The sequence below is a fragment of the Ruegeria sp. BE10 genome (genome assembly GCF_056538905.1).
In genome coordinates, this window is record NZ_JBQFTX010000001.1 from 340,895 (window position 1) to 357,710 (window position 16,816).

Genomic DNA, 16,816 nt, shown 5'->3' on the forward strand with positions numbered 1-16,816 from the left:
CGCATCACCGTCAAATTCCGCCAAGGTGCCCCCATCATGCGTACGATCATTTCTTTTGCCGCCCTCTTTCTTTCCGTTATTCTGCTGCAGCTTTCCACGGGCGGTGTCGGACCGCTGGATGCCATTTCCGGCATTACACTGGAATTCACGACCGAGCAGATCGGTCTGCTGGGCTCGTCCCATTTCCTAGGCTTTTTCATTGGTTGCTGGTGGGCCCCGCGGCTGATGGGGAATGTCGGCCACTCTCGCGCCTTCGCGGTCTGCACGGCTTTGGGCGCAATGGGGTTGATCGGGCACACCCTGACCGACAACCCCTATCTATGGGCCGCATTGCGGATCGCTTCGGGCACCTGTGTGGCGGGCTGCTATACCGTGATCGAGGCCTGGCTGAACGCCAAGGTCACCAACGAAACCCGTGGCCGGGCAATGGGAACTTATCGGTTCGTGGATATGGGGGCGTCACTGGGGGCACAGTTGATCATCGCCGTGCTGCCGCCCGCCTCATACGTGTCTTATAACCTGTTGGCGATTTTGTGCTGTGCCGCCCTGCTGCCGCTGACCCTGACCCGCGCCAGTCAGCCGATCACACCTAACGCCCCCCGCTTGCGGCCCAAACTGGCCTGGCGCAGTTCGCCCCTTGCTGTGGCAGGTGTGATTGTTGCGGCGCTCAGCTCAGCCTCGTTCCGAATGGTCGGTCCGGTTTATGGGCAAGAGGTCGGACTAGGCGTGGATCAGATCGCGTTCTTCCTGGCCTCATTTGTTCTGGGTGGGGCGCTGGCGCAATATCCGCTGGGATGGTTGGCCGACAAATTCGACCGGCGCTGGGTACTGATCTGGTTGTCCGGTGCTGCCGTGCTTAGCTGTGGCGTAACAATGGCCGCCAGCGGAACCGGCACCTTGGGCGTCATGCTGGCCGCTGCCATTTTTGGCCTGACAACTTTCCCGATCTTTTCGGTGTCATCGGCGCACGCAAATGACTTTGCTACCACCGAGGAACGGGTCGAATTATCAGCCGCTTTGATGTTCTGGTACGCGCTGGGGGCTATTGCTTCGCCCTACATTTCGTCCACCCTGATCCAGCAATTCGGTCCAAGTGCCCTGTTTGCCTTTGTGGCAGCCGGGCATCTGGTTTTGATCGTGTTTGGCCTGGCCCGGATGCGGTCCCGCCCAACACCGGACGAGCGGACCAACTATGTTTACGCCCCACGCACTTCGTTCACCATCGGGCGGTTGTTGAAAAAGTCGCGCGAAGATTAAAGGGCCGGGAAATCCCGGCCCCTTATTCGGTTATTGCTGTGTCGGCGGTGTTTCGTCTTCCACCACCTCGGCCACTTTGGCGGGTTCAACCGTCTGCTCCAGCGCGCCGTTCACAACGCCACCGACGCCTTGCTCCATCGACAAACCAAGTTCTTCACCCAGCTTCTTGAGCGCGGGCATCTGCACCGCCATACCCATGATCGAATCCAGCGCCTGATTGACCACCGGCTTGTCGCCATCTGCAACCCCGCCTCCATTGGCAGCGCCGATGCCGCCGACCTGATGGATCTTGATCGAGTCGATCTTTTCAGCCGGCTTCACCATTTCCGAGATGATCGACGGCATGGTTTCGATTCGGGTCAGATCAACCTTCATGCGGATCTGTTCGGGCGACAGGGCATTGTCTGCCTCAACAATCGCGCGCTTACCTTCCGCTTCTGCCAGCATGTCGTTCTTCTTGGCCTCGGCGCGGATATTCAGCGCGTCCGCTTCGGCCTGCGCTTCTTCGCGGCGGGCTTCGGCGCGGTCGGCGGCGGCCTCTTTCTCGGCCTGTGCGGCCAAACGGATAGCGGTGGCCTGACGTTCGGCTTCACGCGTGGCTTCGATCAGTACGATCTGCTTCTGACGCTCGGCCTCGGCCACCTCGCGAGCAGTTGCCACGGCTTCGGTCGCCTTGGTCGCCTCGGCACGGGCCAAGTCAGCAGAGGCACGCGCGCGGCTTTCCTCTTCGGATTTCTGCGCGATGATGATCTGGCGTTCTTGCTCAGCCACTTCCAGTTCCCGCTCTTTCGCAATTTCGGCATCACGGATATTGCGCTCACGCTCGATCTCGGCGGCACGAATGGCTTCCTCACGGGCAATCCGGGCGCGTTCGGTTTCACGCACCGAATCTTCGGTTCGCGCCGCAATTTCAGCCTCTTGTGCCACGCGCAAGGTTTCCACCTTCTGCGTCTGCTCGATCCGCGCCTGCGCTTCATCCTGCTCGATCAGCAGCTTCTGACGTTCCGCTTCCATCGCGGCACGACGGACCTCAACCTCAGCTTCAGCGTCGATCTGCGCGCGTTCTTTCTTGGACACGGCGATAACCTCGGCCAGTTTGCGCATACCTACCGCGTTAAACGCGTTGTTCTCGTCCAAGGCCTCAAACGGCGTCTGGTCCAGCGCGGTCAGCGAGACGGATTCCAAAGACAGACCGTTTTTCAACAAGTCCTCAGACACCGCATTCTGCACCTCTTGCACAAAGTCGGCGCGGTTTTCGTGCAGCCCGTCCATGGTCATTTGAGCGGCCACAGCACGCAGACCGTCGATCAGCTTACCTTCGATCATCTCGCGCAGTTGCTCGACGTCAAAAGTGCGACCACCAAGTGTTTGAGCCGCGCGCGAAATACCTTCTTCGGTGGCCATGACCGAGACGTAGAATTCCACGCCAACGTCCACACGCATCCGGTCCTTGGTGATCAGAGCAGCTTCGCCGCTGCGCTGCACTTCAAGGCGCAAGGTCTTCATGTTGACCGGGCTGACCTCGTGCAGCAGCGGTACGATGATGACGCCGCCATCCATGATGACTTTCTTGCCACCTGCCCCGGTTTTCACCAGACTGACCTCTCGGGTCGCGCGGCGATACAGACGGCCAAGAACAAGGCCGATGAACAAAACGACTGCTAATAAGGTCACAACTGTGACGGCCAGGAATGGTAGTTCCATGCTAAATCCTCCAGGTTGGGGTTTGAATTTTGTTAGTCTGACAAGCCGACCAGAACGAACCGGTCACGCCGTCGGTCACGCAAAACCAGCACTTCGGTGCCTTGTTTCAGCGCATCCTTGTCCTGCAGCGGTTCCGCGCGAAGGTAGTGAGAGTTTCCAAAACGGTCGGTGACGCGGACCTCAGCCGGACGCCCGCGCGAGGCCGTTCCTTGCGTGATCAAGCCACGACGGCGTGCAAGCATGCGTTCCGACATTGCCTCGGTCTCGGTTTTCGGCAACAAGCGGGCAAAGACACCACCAAAGCCGCGCGCAAACCACAGGGCAAAGGCACCGGCCGGAAGTGCCGCCATCCAGCTTGGCAGGTCAAAGCCCAGCAGATCGCGCAGCGCCAATTGCAGGCCAATTCCCGACAGGCCGAATCCAGCCAGCAAAACCGCCAGCCATATCATGAATGGCACCTTGCCGATCCCAAGCCACGCCAACGGACCCGAAGGGGCTGCGCCCGGTGCGTCCGCCTCAACCTCGGCCAATTCGAATTCGCCCAGATCAACATCTGCGTCGACATCCAGGTCAAAATCACCAATGTCCAGATCGGGACCGTCAACCACATCCAGATCAACCTCGGCCTCGCCTGCCATAAGACTTCCGCCCAGAACCAATGCGATCAGTTCCAGCCCAAGAAGACCGAACAGAAGCGCAAGCGCCAGAGTAAAGGGCACAAACGCACCCTCAAGCAGAAAGTCGAACATCAGTAGACTGCCCTCATTTTGTGTATACTTTTGTATACATTAGATAGGTAGCGATAACACAAATTCAAGTAGCCGTGATTCCATTATTCAACCTAGGGGTATTGTGGACCACCAGCCGGATGCAATCGCATTCCTCTGCCAGATGGATTTTCGGGGTTGTTGTTGTTTTAAATCGCCCCTGCGCGAAACCCGGGGTTTTGCTGGCCGGTTACATAAGGTAGACGGGCGCGCAGATAGATACGTGGAAACGCAAAATGGCTCGGATTCTCATCACCTCGGCGATCCCTTACATCAACGGGATCAAGCACCTCGGCAATCTGATCGGCTCGCAATTGCCTGCCGATCTGTACGCGCGTTATCAGCGTGGCCGGGGAAATGAGGTCATGTTCCTGTGCGCCACGGATGAACACGGCACCCCCGCCGAACTGGCCGCCGCCAAGGCGGGTAAACCAGTGGCCGAATATTGCGCCGAGATGTACGGCGTTCAGGCCGACATCGCCAACCGCTTTGGTCTGAGCTTCGATCACTTTGGCCGTTCGTCCAGCGATCAGAACAAGAAGCTGACCCAGCATTTTGCAGGTAAGCTGGATGACGCCGGACTGATCCGCGAAGTCACGGAAAAGCAGGTTTATTCCAATGCCGATGGCCGCTTTCTGCCCGACCGTTATATCGAGGGCACCTGCCCCAATTGCGGCTATGAGCGCGCGCGCGGCGACCAGTGTGAAAACTGCACCAAGCAGCTGGACCCGACCGACCTGATTGAGCCGCGCAGTGCGATCAGCGGTTCTACCGATTTGGAGGTGCGCGAAACCAAGCACCTGTATCTGCGTCAGTCGGCCATGAAGGATCAACTGGACGCCTGGATTGACAGCAAGACCGACTGGCCGATCCTGACGACCTCCATCGCCAAGAAATGGCTACACGATGGCGACGGTCTGCAAGATCGCGGCATCACCCGTGATCTGGATTGGGGCGTACCGGTCAAGAAAGGTGATCAGGACTGGCCGGGGATGGAGGGTAAAGTCTTCTATGTCTGGTTCGACGCGCCCATCGAATACATCGCCTGCGCCAAGGAATGGGCCGACGCAAACGGCAAAGCCGACGCCGATTGGCAGCGCTGGTGGCGCACCGACAAGGGCGCGGATGACGTGCGCTATGTGCAGTTCATGGGCAAGGACAACGTGCCCTTCCATACGCTGTCCTTCCCGGCCACCATTCTGGGTTCGGGTGAGCCGTGGAAGATGGTCGACCACCTGAAATCGTTCAACTACCTGAACTATGACGGCGGCCAGTTCTCGACCTCTCAGGGCCGCGGCGTCTTCATGGATCAGGCGCTTGAGATTCTGCCCGCTGATTACTGGCGCTGGTGGCTGCTGAGCCATGCGCCCGAAAGCAGCGACAGCGAGTTCACGTGGGAGAACTTCCAGCAATCTGTGAACAAAGACCTTGCGGATGTACTGGGCAACTTTGTCAGCCGGATCACCAAATTCTGCCGGTCTAAATTCTCTGAGGCCGTGCCAGAGGGCGGTAGTTTTGGTGAACGTGAAAAGACCCTGATTGACGATCTCACAAAACGCGTTCGGGCCTATGAAGGACATATGGAGGCGATGGAGGTTCGCAAATCCGCGCAGGAATTGCGGGCGATTTGGGTCGCGGGCAACGAATATCTACAGGCCGCTGCCCCTTGGTCAACCTTCAAAGAAGATCCGGAACAGGCCGCAGCTCAGGTACGTCTGGGGTTGAACCTGATCCGCCTGTATGCTGTTCTCAGCGCCCCCTTCATCCCCGAAACGTCGGCCCGGATGCTGAGCGCGATGAATACTCTGGACACCAGCTGGCCCGACGATATTGCGGCTGCGCTGAACGCACTGCCCGCTGGGCATGCCTTTACGGTACCAGACGTGCTGTTCGCCAAAATCACTGACGAACAGCGCGAAGATTGGGAAAACCGGTTCGCCGGCGCGCGCGAATGATCTGATGCAACATCTGAAATTGGAAACGGGGGCCAAACGGTCCCCGTTTTCCGTTGTCTCAACTGAAGCCAGCCATGCGACCACAGGCAAATCGGCCTAAGTCGGCCTGTTGACGAGAAAATTCCCGCAAGTCTCTGCCCGTTCGTCGTATTCAAGAAGCTTGAGATATAATCCTAAAACGGTCATCCTGACCTGAATTCAGTCGACTCGCCGGGGCGGCCAACCTGCCCGGGCGCAAAATCCTAATAATGAACGAGGCGCCTGCCATGTCCCTTGCATTGAAGAACTTGAATATCCGTCACAGCGGACCGGTCCAGGCCTTTGCTGTCTTGGTTTATCTGGGCATGGCACACACAGCCACAGCACAAGACCAAAGCGACGCCCCGCCGCCCAAAGTTTCGATCGCGGCTGCGTATACTGAGGAAATCACCGAAGAGGCCAGCTTTATCGGCCGCGCCGAGGCCCTGAACAAGGCCGACATCGTGGCGCGCGTCAGCGGGTTTCTGGAAAGTCAGAATGTCGAAGACGGCGCGCTGGTGAAACAGGGCGATTTGCTGTTCACCATTGAACCCGACCTCTATGAGGCGACGGTAGAGGCACGCAACGCCGACCTGGACAAGGCCGAGGCCAATCTGGAACTCGCCAAGGTCGAGCTGGCCCGCAAACAAGAGCTGTACGAACGAGACGCCACCCCTGAATCCGAACGCGATATCGCACGCGCAAATGAACTGGTGGCCGAAGCACAAGTCAAAGCTGCCAAAGCCGCGATCCAGCAGGCCGAACTTGATCTGAGCTACACCAAAATCCACGCCCCGTTTGACGGGCGCATTGGTCGGGTTGCAATCAGCGTCGGTGACGTGGTCGGTCCGAACAACCCGCCGCTGGTCAATATCGTCAGCGAGGCGCCGATCTATGTGAATTTTTCACTGAATGAAAAGCAGTTTACCTCGGTTCTTGAAACCGTGGGTGAGAACCCCGCATCCCTAAGCGAAAGCGACAAAAGCCCGAATGTTCATATAGATCTGCCAAACGGCTCAGAATTGGATGAAACGGGCAAAATCGTATTTGTCGACAACCGGATCGACCCTCTGACCGGTGCCATTACGATGCGTGCCGAATTCTCGAACGCCGACCGGTTGATCGTGGACGGTGCATTTCTGAACGTGCGGATCGAGGCCCTGCAACCTACGCTTGAGGTTCTGGTGCCACAGGCCGCACTGCAACGCGATCAGAGGGGTGAATTCGTTCTGGTCGTCAATGACCAGCAAATGGTCGAACAGCGTTATATCACCACCGGCGACAACGAAGGCACGGCGGTGATCGTCAAGGACGGCCTGCGCGAAGGCGAAAGCGTCATTGTCGAGGGCCTGCAAAGGGTTCGTCCCGGGGTTGCCGTCGATGCCGTCGTGGCATCTGAGCAGCCGGGAGAGTAACAGATGTTCTCAGCCCTGTTCATCAGCCGGCCCAAGCTGGCGCTTGTTATTTCGCTTGTCCTGACCATCATGGGCGCCATCGGCTATCTGGTTCTGCCAGTGGCCCAGTTCCCGGACATCACGCCACCCGTGGTCAGCGTGACCACCACCTATACCGGTGCCAACGCCGAGACCGTTGAAAACACTGTTGCCGCGCCCATTGAGGCGCAGGTGAACGGTGTGGATGACATGATCTACATGACGTCCACCTCGGCCGATAACGGCTCGTATTCATTGAATGTCACCTTCGAGGTCGGCACCGATCCCGATATCGCCTCGGTGAACGTGCAAAACCGCGTGGCACAAGCGATGTCCTCGCTACCGGCCGAAGTGACATCTTCGGGCGTGGTGACGCAGAAGGCATCCACCAACATGCTGCTGCTGGTGACGCTGACCTCGCCCGAGGGAACGTATGACAGCGTGTTTCTGTCGAATTATGCCTCGATCAACCTGAAAGACGCACTGGCGCGCGTTCAGGGCGTTGGTAAGGCGGACGTTCTGACCAATCTGGAATACGCCATGCGGATCTGGATGGATCCGGATCAAATGGCCGCGTTGTCCATTACTCCGGGCGACGTGATCAACGCCATCCGCGAGCAGAACGTCGAAGTATCGGCAGGTTCGATCGGTGCCCCACCAGTGCCCGAGGGGCAGACATTTCAGTACACGATCAAGACCAAGGGCCGTCTGACCTCGGCCGAGGAATTCGGCGAAATTGTCATCCGCACCGGCGATGCAGGATCTATCGTGCGGGTCAAAGATATCGCACGGGTGGAACTGGGTGCAGAATACTATGCGGCGTCCGGCTATTTCGATAGCGTTCCGGCCACCGTCATTGGTATATATCAGGCCCCTGGCGCAAACGCGCTGGCGGTTTCTGAACGTGTCGAGGCCGAGTTGCAGCGGCTGTCTCGCAGCTTCCCCAACGATGTGGAATATGACGTTCCCTTCAACACCACCGACTTTGTCGAGCAATCACTGAACGACGTGGTGACGACCCTGATCTTGACGTTCACGTTGGTAATCTCGGTTGTGTTTGTCTTTCTGGGCAGTTGGCGGGCGACGATCATCCCGGCTGTTGCGATCCCGGTCTCTCTGATCGGTACGTTCGCGTTTTTGCTGCTGTTCGGAATGTCACTGAATACGATCTCCCTGTTTGCGTTGGTTCTGGCCATCGGCATCGTGGTGGATGACGCGATTGTTGTGGTTGAAAACGTCGAACGGATCATCGCGGACGAAGGCTTGCCCCCAGCCGAAGCAACCCGAAAGGCCATGGGACAGATCACCGGCCCTGTGATTGCGACCACGCTGGTTCTGCTGGCCGTGTTCGTACCGGTAACTTTCATGCCCGGTATCTCGGGGCGTCTGTATTCACAGTTCGCGGTAACCATCTCAACCGCCGTTGTGATTTCCTCGATCAACGCGCTGACCCTGTCGCCAGCCTTGTGCGGCCTTGTTCTGAAGGCGCGTTCAGGGCCACCCAAGGGGTTGCTGGCCGTGTTTGAACGCTTCATCGGCACAATCCGCAGCGGCTATGTCGCCATCGTGCGCAAACTTTTGATCCTGCCGGTCGTCGGTCTGGGCGTTATCGTTGCGCTGGCGATGGGCACCGGGACCATCATGTCCAACACATCCAGCGGCTTCCTGCCGCTTGAGGATAACGGTTACCTGTTTGTCGACATTCAGCTGCCAGACGCGGCAACGCTGGAACGGACCGAGGTCGTCTCGGCCCGTGTGGATGACCAAATTCAGCAGATCCCCGGCGTTTCAAGTACCGTTCTGATCAACGGATTTTCGATCCTGAATGGCACCACCACAAATGGCGCGGCGATCTTTGTGAACCTCGAAAACTGGGATGATCGTCAGGACGATGACCTGAGTGCGGATGCTATTCTGCAAAAGGTTCTGGCGATTGCGTATGGGGAATCCGCCGCCTCGATCGTGGCCTTTAACCCGCCGCCTATTCAGGGCCTTGGCAATTCGGCCGGTGTCGAGATGGAGGTGCAACAAACCGGGGGCGGCACGCCTCAGGATCTGGCCTCGGCCGTGGGGTCGTTCGTCTACGCGGCGAACCAGCGGCCCGAAATCGGGCAGTCCTATACGACCTTCCGCGCAAACGTGCCGCAGTTGTTCGTCGATCTGGACCGCGAAAAAGCCAAAACACTGCAAGTGTCCGTGGCCGAAGTGTTCCAGACCATGCAGGCGCAGTTGGGGTCGTACTACGTCAACGACTTCAACCTGTTCGGACGGGTGTATCGCGTGATGATCCAGGCCGATGGCAGCTATCGCGACAATGTCGAAGACATCTCGAACCTCTATGTCCGCTCGGAACAAGGTGAGATGGTGCCACTGGGCACGCTGATCGACGTGGAAAACGTGCTGGGACCAGTGCTGCTTAAACGGCATAACCTGTTCCGGTCGGCGACCGTTACAGCTGTACCAGCGCCGGGTCTATCCACTGGCGATGCGATCAACGTGATGACCGAGGAATCAGCGACCGCCCTGCCCCCGGGTTACGCGTTCGAATGGACTGGTACAGCGCAACAGCAGTTGGCCTCGGGCAGTCTGGTGATTGTGATCCTGGGGCTGGCGATCTTGTTTGGCTATCTGTTCCTTGTGGGGCAATACGAAAGCTGGTCGATGCCGGTGTCGATTCTGCTGTCGGTGATTGTGGCCCTGTTCGGGGCGGTGGCCGCCGTGGCCATCGTTGGCAGTGATATCAACCTCTATACGCAAATCGGGATGATCATGCTTGTGGGGCTTGCATCGAAAAACGGCATTCTGATCGTTGAGTTCGCGATGGAGCAACGGGCCAATGGTCTTTCGATCCGGGATGCCGCCGCCGAGGCAGCCTATCAGCGTTTTCGCGCGGTGATGATGACCGCCCTGTCCTTCCTGCTAGGCGTTGTACCGCTGCTAGCAGCGAGTGGCGCGGGTGCGGCCAGCCAGAAAGCGATCGGTGTTGCCGTCTTTGGCGGGATGCTGGCAGCCACGCTGGTTGGTGTCATTCTGGTGCCGGTTCTCTATGCCCTGATGCAGAGTCTCAGGGAATGGGTCAAGGGCACCAAGAACGACCCCGGTCCCTCGGAAGAAACAGCGTAATAATAAAAGCCCCGCCAAATCGGCGGGGCTTTTTCTTAGGCAGCAGCCTGAGCGCTGCGATGGTCCATCCAATCCTGTATCCGGGCGATCTGCTCAGCGCTCAGACGCAAGCCAAGCTTGTTTCGACGCCAGACGACATCCTCGGCCGTGCGGGCATATTCTTTATCCATCAGCCATTCCAACTCGCGCGCAGTCAGTGTGGCACCGAAGTCCTCTCCCAAGTCTTGGGCGGATTTCGCATCCCCTAGAATGATCCTGGCCTCGGTGCCGTAGGCGCTCACAAGACGCTCGGCCCAGGCGCGCTCCAAAAAGGCAAAGTCAGCTTCCAACCCAGCCACCAGATTTTGCACCCCGTCGACAGGGAAATCTCCGCCAGGCAAAGCCACACCAGCCGTCCAGGGACCGGGTAAGTCCGGGAAATGCTCGGCTGCTTTCTCCAACGCACTCTCGGCCAGACGTCGGTAGGTTGTGATCTTGCCGCCGAAGACATTCAGCACCGGTGCCCCGCCTTGCGCGTCCACTTTCAAAGTATAGTCCCGAGTCGCGGCGGTGGCGCTACTGGCACCGTCATCGTACAGCGGGCGGACACCTGAGTATGTCCAGACGATTTCATCTCGCGTCACTGGCGTCTTGAAATATTTGGTCGCAAACGCGCACAGATATTCCTGTTCCGCCTCGGTACACACCGGAGATTCAGATGGATTCGGATGATCCTGATCTGTCGTGCCGATCAAGGTGAAATCACGCTCGTACGGGATGGCGAAAATGATGCGCCCATCCTCGCCCTGAAAAAAGTAACACTTGTCGTGGTCAAACAGCCTGCGGGTCACGATATGACTGCCCCGCACCAACCGGACGCCCTCGCGCGAATTCACGTGGATTTTCGATTGAATGATATCCCCAACCCAGGGACCACCAGCATTGATCAGCATTCTAGCCTTGATCACGCGTGTCTCGTCACTGTCGCGGTCCCGAACCGTCACCTCCCATAGGTCGTCTACGCGCTTCGCCGCCAGAACCTCGGTGCGAACCATAATATTAGCACCGCGTGCCGCGGCATCACGGGCGTTGAGAACGACAAGGCGCGAATCCTCGACCCAGCAATCGGAATACTCATAGGCGGTCTCAAACTTGTCCTGCAGCGGTCGCCCTTCGGGTGCTGTTTTCAGGTTCAGAGACGCCGTGCCCGGTAGAATTTTACGCCCACCCAGGTGGTCGTACATGAACAACCCCAACCGGATCAGCCAGGCCGGACGACGACCCTTCATCCAAGGCATCACGGTGCTCAACAGGCGCGAGGTCGGCGTTTCGGAATCGAACCGCATGTCTGCGTGGTACGGCAGCACAAATCGCATCGGCCAGCTGATATGCGGCATCGCCTGCAGCAAGGTTTCACGTTCGATCAGGGCCTCGCGGACAAGGCGGAATTCAAAGAACTCCAGGTACCGCAATCCGCCGTGAAACAGTTTGGTCGACGCCGATGAGGTTGCTGAGGCCAGATCGTTCATCTCGGCCAGAGTCACCGACAGCCCGCGCCCCGCTGCATCGCGTGCGATGCCGCATCCATTGATGCCGCCGCCAATGATAAAAAGGTCTGAGATCTGGTCGTGTGACTGTTCCATATCTGGATGATTCCCGTTTGCCGAAAATGCTCGCTCATTAACCGCACATGCCCGCGCTTCGTCAATGTTTGTTTTCGTTTTTGTTCGTTTTGCCACACAATATTCGCTTTTTTCCGCATTCGCCTAGCACATTATTGCAATTCAACGAAAACAGAACAAAAACGAACACATCACAATTGGAGCCAACCGTGTCCCTTTCCTTTCGCCAGTCAGACATTCTGAACATCGCTAAACAAGATGGCCGCGTGATGGTCGAAGACCTGGCGCTGCGGTTTGATGTGACGGTTCAGACCATCCGACGCGATCTTTCGGAACTTGCTGACATGGGCAAACTGGACCGCGTGCATGGAGGTGCTGTCCTTCGTTCCGGGGTGTCGAATATCGGGTATGAGGATCGCCGTGCCCTGAACGCAGACGCCAAGACGCGCATCGCGCAACTTTGCGCGCAGGATATTCCCGATGGCGCATCTGTGTTCCTGAACATCGGCACCTCGACCGAGGCTGTTGCCCGGCAATTACTGAACCACAAAGACTTGATGGTGGTGACCAATAACATGAACGTCGCCAATATTCTGGTCGACAACCCAAACTGTCAGATTGTTGTGGCGGGCGGTGTGCTGCGCCGTTCGGATGGGGGACTGGTCGGCAACCTGACGATTGCTACCATCGAACAGTTCAAGTTCGACTATGCCATCATCGGATGTTCGGCGTTGGATGCCGAAGGTGATCTGATGGATTTTGACTTTCAAGAAGTCCGGGTCAGTCAGACCATCATTGCCCAAGCCCGCCGAACCTGCGTGGTGGCCGATCACTCCAAATTCCAACGTACAGCCCCCGCCCGAATTGCCTCATTGTCCGATGTCGATGTGTTCTATACCGACAAAGCCCTTCCCAATTCGCTGACCAAGAAATGTTCCGAATGGCGAACACAATTAAAGCTGTGCACCTGACCCCAAGTAATTCGCATTAAACGGGAATTTCCTTCGCGACTTCTTGCCAGAACCAAATTCACCTGACACACTCCCCCATATTGCAATCGTCGCACGGGAGGGGAGAACCGAGCCATGATAGCGCTTTTATTTGCGTTACTTACAGCCACGATGGGACTGAATTACTTTAATCGGACAACAGCGGCCAACGTGCTGTTCTTTTTCACGCTGGCGTTGAGTGTATATTGGCTGAAATTCCATGCCACCAGCCAACTGACGATCCAATTGTAAGGGGGCCGCGATGACACCGGAACTTTCACGCAATTTCAACGCTCTTGGTATGCTGGCTGTCAGTCTGGTGTTGGTGCTGGCCTATTTCTACCAGCTTAAACTCGATGAACTGCCCTGCCCTCTGTGCCTGTTGCAAAGGGTTGGGCTGGTGGCCGTGGGCGTTGGTCTAGGCCTGAACCTGCTGTACGGAGCGCGGCCGCAGCACTATGCGATCATGCTGCTTGCGGCGCTGTTCGGCGGCAGCGTCGCCGTACGCCAGATTCTGCTGCATATCGTACCGGGCACAGGTCACTATGGGTCACCGGTTCTGGGGTTGCATTATTATACCTGGTCGGCGATCTGCTTTTTCCTGATCTTGCTGGGTACGGCCTTTATGCTGCTTTTTGACCGGCAATACGCCGAAAACACCCAACAGCCGCGTTTTGGTGGCAGCGTACTGGCCAAAAGCGCGTTCTTAATCATGCTGGGGCTGGCGGCGCTGAATGCGGTCTCGACACTGGTGGAATGCGGGCCTGGAATCTGCGCAGACCCACCCACCAGCTACAAATTGATTGACGAACTGGGCACCGACGGCTGAGGATAGGACAACCTGCCCAAAAGGAGGCACGAGCATGGGACTATTGGGGCAGCCACTTGGCTACTATGACTACCTGACTTTCGTGGCATTGATCCTGCTTCTTGCGGCTGTGATGGCACTGATCCTTTTCATCATGGGGTTACCGGGGCGGATCGCGATCAAACGCAATCACCCCCATGCCGAAGCCGTCAAGATCATGGGGTGGATGGGTTTTCTGGCTGTTGTGCCGTGGGTGCATGCCTTTATGTGGGCCTTCCACGATGGCGTCACAGTCGACATTCGGCGCACACCCGATGACGAAAAAGATGCGATCCGCAAGGAAATCAAGCGGTTGGGCGGAACGGTGAACGAAGAATACAGCGATCCGCTAGACCCTGACGAGACGCAGAAAAGCTAAGGCCAAAGGAAGTCACAGAATATGTTTGTCGCCCTCGGCATTACGCTTTTCTACATCATTTTCGTCTGGTTCATTTTCTTCAAAGCGAAGTTACTGAAGTTCAACATCACCTGGGGTGTCGTTTCATTCTGGGTCGGCGCGCATCTGCTGCTGATTTTCCTTGTCGCACTACGCTTTTTTCAACCGTTTTCGCTCGACAGTCACGTGGTACGTTCGACCATCCAAATCGTGCCGCGACTGACTGAACCGACGATCCTAACCGAGGTGCTGGTCGAGCCGAATACCGAGGTGAAAAAGGGCGATCCCCTCTATCGCTTTGACGACACGGTATTCGCTTTGGAAGTTGAAGAGGCGACCGCTCAGCTGGTGGCAGCCGAGCAGAATGCCAAGATCCTGGAACAGGACGTGATCGCGGCGTCCGAGGCTATCGAGCGCGCAAACGCGCAGCTAGCTTACGCCCTGACCCAACAAGCGCGGTACGAGAATCTCGTGCCTGCTGGTGGCGCAAGGCAGGACGAACTGGATCGCTGGGATGAGCAGGTCACCGAGGATCAGGCACAGGTCAAAGAGGCCGAGGCCAATCTCGAAAAGGCCCAACTGGCGCTGGATTCCCAGATTGACGGGGTCAATACCGGCATCCTTCAGGCGCAGGCACAGCTGGATAAAGCCCAGTATTTCCTTGATAACACGACGATCTATGCACCCGAAGACGGCATGATCGTCTCGCAACAGGCGCGTCCCGGTCTGGTTGTTGGCGATATCCGGCTGGGTGCAATTGCCAGTTTCGTGACCAAGGACAATCCTTACATTCTAGCCACCTATCGTCAGCAGAACCTGAAATTTGTCGAGCCCGGTCAGGAGGTGGAGGTCGCGCTGGACCTTTATCCCGGCGAGATTCTAACCGGCAAGGTCGAAGCAATCTGGTGGGCTACGCGTCAAGGTCAGTACCTGCCCTCAGGCCGCCTGCCCGGCTTTGAGTTTCCAAAACTACCGGGTCGCATCGCGGTGCAGATCTCGGTCGACATCCCAGACAGTCACACATTTCCCGCCGGCGGCCACGCGGCGGTCGCCATCTACACCGGTCAGGGCAAAAGCTTTGAATTCCTGCGCCGCATCAATATCCGCCTGTATTCCTTCGCCAACTTCATCCGACCACTGGATATCTGAGGACACATGACATGACCCGGGCCAGACTTCACCGCAGATTGATCGGCACCGCCCTATGCGCGGCCCTGCTGGTCGGCTGCACGCCAGTTGGCCCGGATTTCGTGCGCCCGAACTCTCCGGTCGTGAAAGAATGGATCGAGGTGAACAGCCCCAGCGCCGGACCCAGCGGCCTAACCTCGCGCAGCGCGCCGGTGGTGAAATGGTGGGAGACGTTTAACGACCCCATCCTGAACAAACTGGTGGCCGAGGCTTATGCCCAAAACCTTGATCTACAGGTGGCAGGTGCCCGTGTCCTGCAGGCTCGCGCGCAGTTGGGGATTGCGTTCGGTGAGCTGTATCCGCAATCGCAAGCCATCGGCGGATCAATCGAGCGGCGCCAAATCAGTGACAATCTTGGGCCGATTTCGGATGTAAATCGGATCATCCCCTTAGATACCGAGTTTTCGACATCTCAGGTCGGGTTCGATGCGCAATGGGAGCTGGACGTCTGGGGGCAGCAAAGGCGCGGCGTTCAGGCGGCGCGGTCCAATCTGGCGCTGCAGGTGGCGAATTACGACGACGCACTGGTGACGCTGACCGGCGATGTCGCCGCCCTGTACGTAAATATCCGCGCTTTGCAGGAATCTCTGGCGGTCGCGCGCGAGAACATTCAGCTGCAACAGGCGTCTGCTGATCTGACGCAATTGCGCTTTGACAACGGTGTGACGACCGAGTTGGACGTACAGGAATCCACTGCCCTGCTGAACAACACCAAGGCGCTGGTCCCAGAGATTGAAAGCGACTTGCAGCAAGCCAAGAATGCGCTGGCTGTGTTGCTGGGGGCAACGCCCTCACGAATGACCAGTCTGCTGGGTAATTCGGGGCGCATCCCTTCAGCCCGGTCGAATGTTGCCGTGGGTGTTCCGGCCGAGCTGCTGCGTCGCCGTCCCGATGTTCGCGCGGCCGAGTTGGCGGCGGCAACGCAATCGGCCGAGGTCGGCATTGCGATGGCTGATCTGTACCCGCAATTCATTCTGTCAGGGTCCATCGGCCTGCAAGCCTCGGGCGGGCGGGATTTGTTTTCCGCAGCCAGCTCAACCAGTCTGGCCAATGCAGGTGTGGTCTGGAACGTGCTGAACTACGGCCGGATCAAGAACAACGTCCGTGCGCAAGACGCGGCTTATCAAGCGCTGATCGCCAACTACCAAAACACTGTTCTAACCGCCTATTCCGAGGTGGAAAGCGCGATGGTCGCCTATGCCCAATCGCGCAAGCAGGTGGTTTTTTACGAAAACAGCGTCACCGCGTCGCGCAAGGCCGCCCAGATCGCGGTGGACCAATATCGCGACGGTATTGCCGATTATTCCCGAATCCTGAACACTCAGACCGCGTTGCTGCGGTCGCAGGCCAATCTGATCGAGGCGCGGCAACAGGTCTCAAGCAATCTGGTTGCCGTGTACAAGGGGCTGGGTGGCGGCTGGCAGATTCGCCAAAATCAGGAATTCCTGCCTGAAACCGTGCTGGCCGAGATGGCATACCGCACCGATTGGGGCGACCTGCTGCAACAAGACCCGACGCGGGCAAGCCTCAACTAATC

At 57.8% G+C, this 16,816-nt stretch carries 13 protein-coding genes; 10 read left to right on the forward strand and 3 right to left on the reverse strand.

Translation table 11 applies throughout. The features are described 5' to 3' along the window. The first annotated feature begins 36 nt into the window (after positions 1-36). The gene (locus ACR0M2_RS01710; RefSeq protein ID WP_170348444.1) at positions 37-1,257 is read left to right on the forward strand and encodes an MFS transporter; all 1,221 of its coding nucleotides are present in this window, start codon (positions 37-39) and stop codon (positions 1,255-1,257) included. 30 nt (positions 1,258-1,287) lie between these two features. Here ACR0M2_RS01710 and ACR0M2_RS01715 read toward each other — a convergent pair whose 3' ends face one another. Further along, on the reverse strand, positions 1,288-2,961 hold the full coding sequence (locus ACR0M2_RS01715) for a flotillin family protein (RefSeq protein ID WP_480703888.1): 1,674 nt from the start codon (positions 2,959-2,961) through the stop codon (positions 1,288-1,290). A gap of 32 nt (positions 2,962-2,993) precedes the next feature. Then, positions 2,994-3,710 (reverse strand): OB-fold-containig protein, encoded by a 717-nt coding sequence (locus ACR0M2_RS01720; RefSeq protein ID WP_170348442.1) that lies wholly within the window; start codon positions 3,708-3,710, stop codon positions 2,994-2,996. Positions 3,711-3,964: 254 nt separating this feature from the next. Between ACR0M2_RS01720 and metG the strand changes: the two genes are divergently transcribed. The 3 genes from metG to ACR0M2_RS01735 all read left to right on the forward strand — a co-directional run bounded on the left by metG (position 3,965) and on the right by ACR0M2_RS01735 (position 10,257). Continuing rightward, positions 3,965-5,683 carry a methionine--tRNA ligase gene (metG, locus tag ACR0M2_RS01725; protein WP_170409518.1) on the forward strand — a complete coding sequence of 573 codons (1,719 nt, stop codon included), beginning with the start codon at positions 3,965-3,967 and terminating at the stop codon, positions 5,681-5,683. Between the two features lie 266 nt (positions 5,684-5,949). Further along, positions 5,950-7,116: an efflux RND transporter periplasmic adaptor subunit gene (locus ACR0M2_RS01730; RefSeq protein WP_170348440.1), complete on the forward strand. Its 1,167-nt coding sequence runs from the start codon at positions 5,950-5,952 to the stop codon at positions 7,114-7,116. 3 nt (positions 7,117-7,119) lie between these two features. After that, positions 7,120-10,257 (forward strand): efflux RND transporter permease subunit, encoded by a 3,138-nt coding sequence (locus ACR0M2_RS01735; RefSeq protein WP_170548438.1) that lies wholly within the window; start codon positions 7,120-7,122, stop codon positions 10,255-10,257. Positions 10,258-10,292: 35 nt separating this feature from the next. On the opposite strand, the gene glpD is transcribed toward ACR0M2_RS01735, so the two are convergent. Next, a complete protein-coding gene (gene glpD / locus ACR0M2_RS01740; protein ID WP_170358069.1) occupies positions 10,293-11,879 on the reverse strand; it encodes a glycerol-3-phosphate dehydrogenase in 1,587 nt (528 codons plus the stop codon). Between the two features lie 188 nt (positions 11,880-12,067). Here glpD and ACR0M2_RS01745 point away from each other — a divergent pair, with 188 nt between their 5' ends. From ACR0M2_RS01745 to ACR0M2_RS01770, 6 genes are all read left to right on the forward strand, one after another. Further along, positions 12,068-12,829: a DeoR/GlpR family DNA-binding transcription regulator gene (locus tag ACR0M2_RS01745; RefSeq protein ID WP_170393721.1), complete on the forward strand. Its 762-nt coding sequence runs from the start codon at positions 12,068-12,070 to the stop codon at positions 12,827-12,829. Positions 12,830-12,943: 114 nt separating this feature from the next. Continuing rightward, a complete protein-coding gene (locus tag ACR0M2_RS01750) occupies positions 12,944-13,099 on the forward strand; it encodes a DUF5993 family protein (RefSeq protein WP_170331252.1) in 156 nt (51 codons plus the stop codon). Positions 13,100-13,109: 10 nt separating this feature from the next. Then, complete coding sequence (locus tag ACR0M2_RS01755) at positions 13,110-13,676, forward strand: disulfide bond formation protein B (protein WP_480703889.1); 567 nt, start codon at positions 13,110-13,112, stop codon at positions 13,674-13,676. Positions 13,677-13,710: 34 nt separating this feature from the next. After that, positions 13,711-14,073: a DUF3302 domain-containing protein gene (locus ACR0M2_RS01760; RefSeq protein ID WP_170348435.1), complete on the forward strand. Its 363-nt coding sequence runs from the start codon at positions 13,711-13,713 to the stop codon at positions 14,071-14,073. A gap of 21 nt (positions 14,074-14,094) precedes the next feature. Continuing rightward, positions 14,095-15,240, forward strand: a complete 1,146-nt coding sequence (locus ACR0M2_RS01765) for an HlyD family secretion protein (protein WP_480646413.1) — start codon at positions 14,095-14,097, stop codon at positions 15,238-15,240. Positions 15,241-15,251: 11 nt separating this feature from the next. Further along, a complete protein-coding gene (locus tag ACR0M2_RS01770; RefSeq protein WP_480703890.1) occupies positions 15,252-16,814 on the forward strand; it encodes an efflux transporter outer membrane subunit in 1,563 nt (520 codons plus the stop codon). Positions 16,815-16,816 lie beyond the last annotated feature (2 nt).

Bases quoted from the DNA above. Each gene is read 5' to 3' on its own strand.
- ACR0M2_RS01755 (WP_480703889.1), top strand. From the start codon at position 13,110: ATGACACCGGAACTTTCACGCAATTTCAACGCTCTTGGTATGCTGGCT.
- ACR0M2_RS01715 (WP_480703888.1), bottom strand. From the start codon at position 2,961: ATGGAACTACCATTCCTGGCCGTCACAGTTGTGACCTTATTAGCAGTC.
- ACR0M2_RS01710 (WP_170348444.1), top strand. From the start codon at position 37: ATGCGTACGATCATTTCTTTTGCCGCCCTCTTTCTTTCCGTTATTCTG.
- ACR0M2_RS01730 (WP_170348440.1), top strand. From the start codon at position 5,950: ATGTCCCTTGCATTGAAGAACTTGAATATCCGTCACAGCGGACCGGTC.
- ACR0M2_RS01720 (WP_170348442.1), bottom strand. From the start codon at position 3,710: ATGTTCGACTTTCTGCTTGAGGGTGCGTTTGTGCCCTTTACTCTGGCG.
- ACR0M2_RS01750 (WP_170331252.1), top strand. From the start codon at position 12,944: ATGATAGCGCTTTTATTTGCGTTACTTACAGCCACGATGGGACTGAAT.
- ACR0M2_RS01770 (WP_480703890.1), top strand. From the start codon at position 15,252: ATGACCCGGGCCAGACTTCACCGCAGATTGATCGGCACCGCCCTATGC.
- glpD (WP_170358069.1), bottom strand. From the start codon at position 11,879: ATGGAACAGTCACACGACCAGATCTCAGACCTTTTTATCATTGGCGGC.
- ACR0M2_RS01760 (WP_170348435.1), top strand. From the start codon at position 13,711: ATGGGACTATTGGGGCAGCCACTTGGCTACTATGACTACCTGACTTTC.
- metG (WP_170409518.1), top strand. From the start codon at position 3,965: ATGGCTCGGATTCTCATCACCTCGGCGATCCCTTACATCAACGGGATC.
- ACR0M2_RS01765 (WP_480646413.1), top strand. From the start codon at position 14,095: ATGTTTGTCGCCCTCGGCATTACGCTTTTCTACATCATTTTCGTCTGG.
- ACR0M2_RS01735 (WP_170548438.1), top strand. From the start codon at position 7,120: ATGTTCTCAGCCCTGTTCATCAGCCGGCCCAAGCTGGCGCTTGTTATT.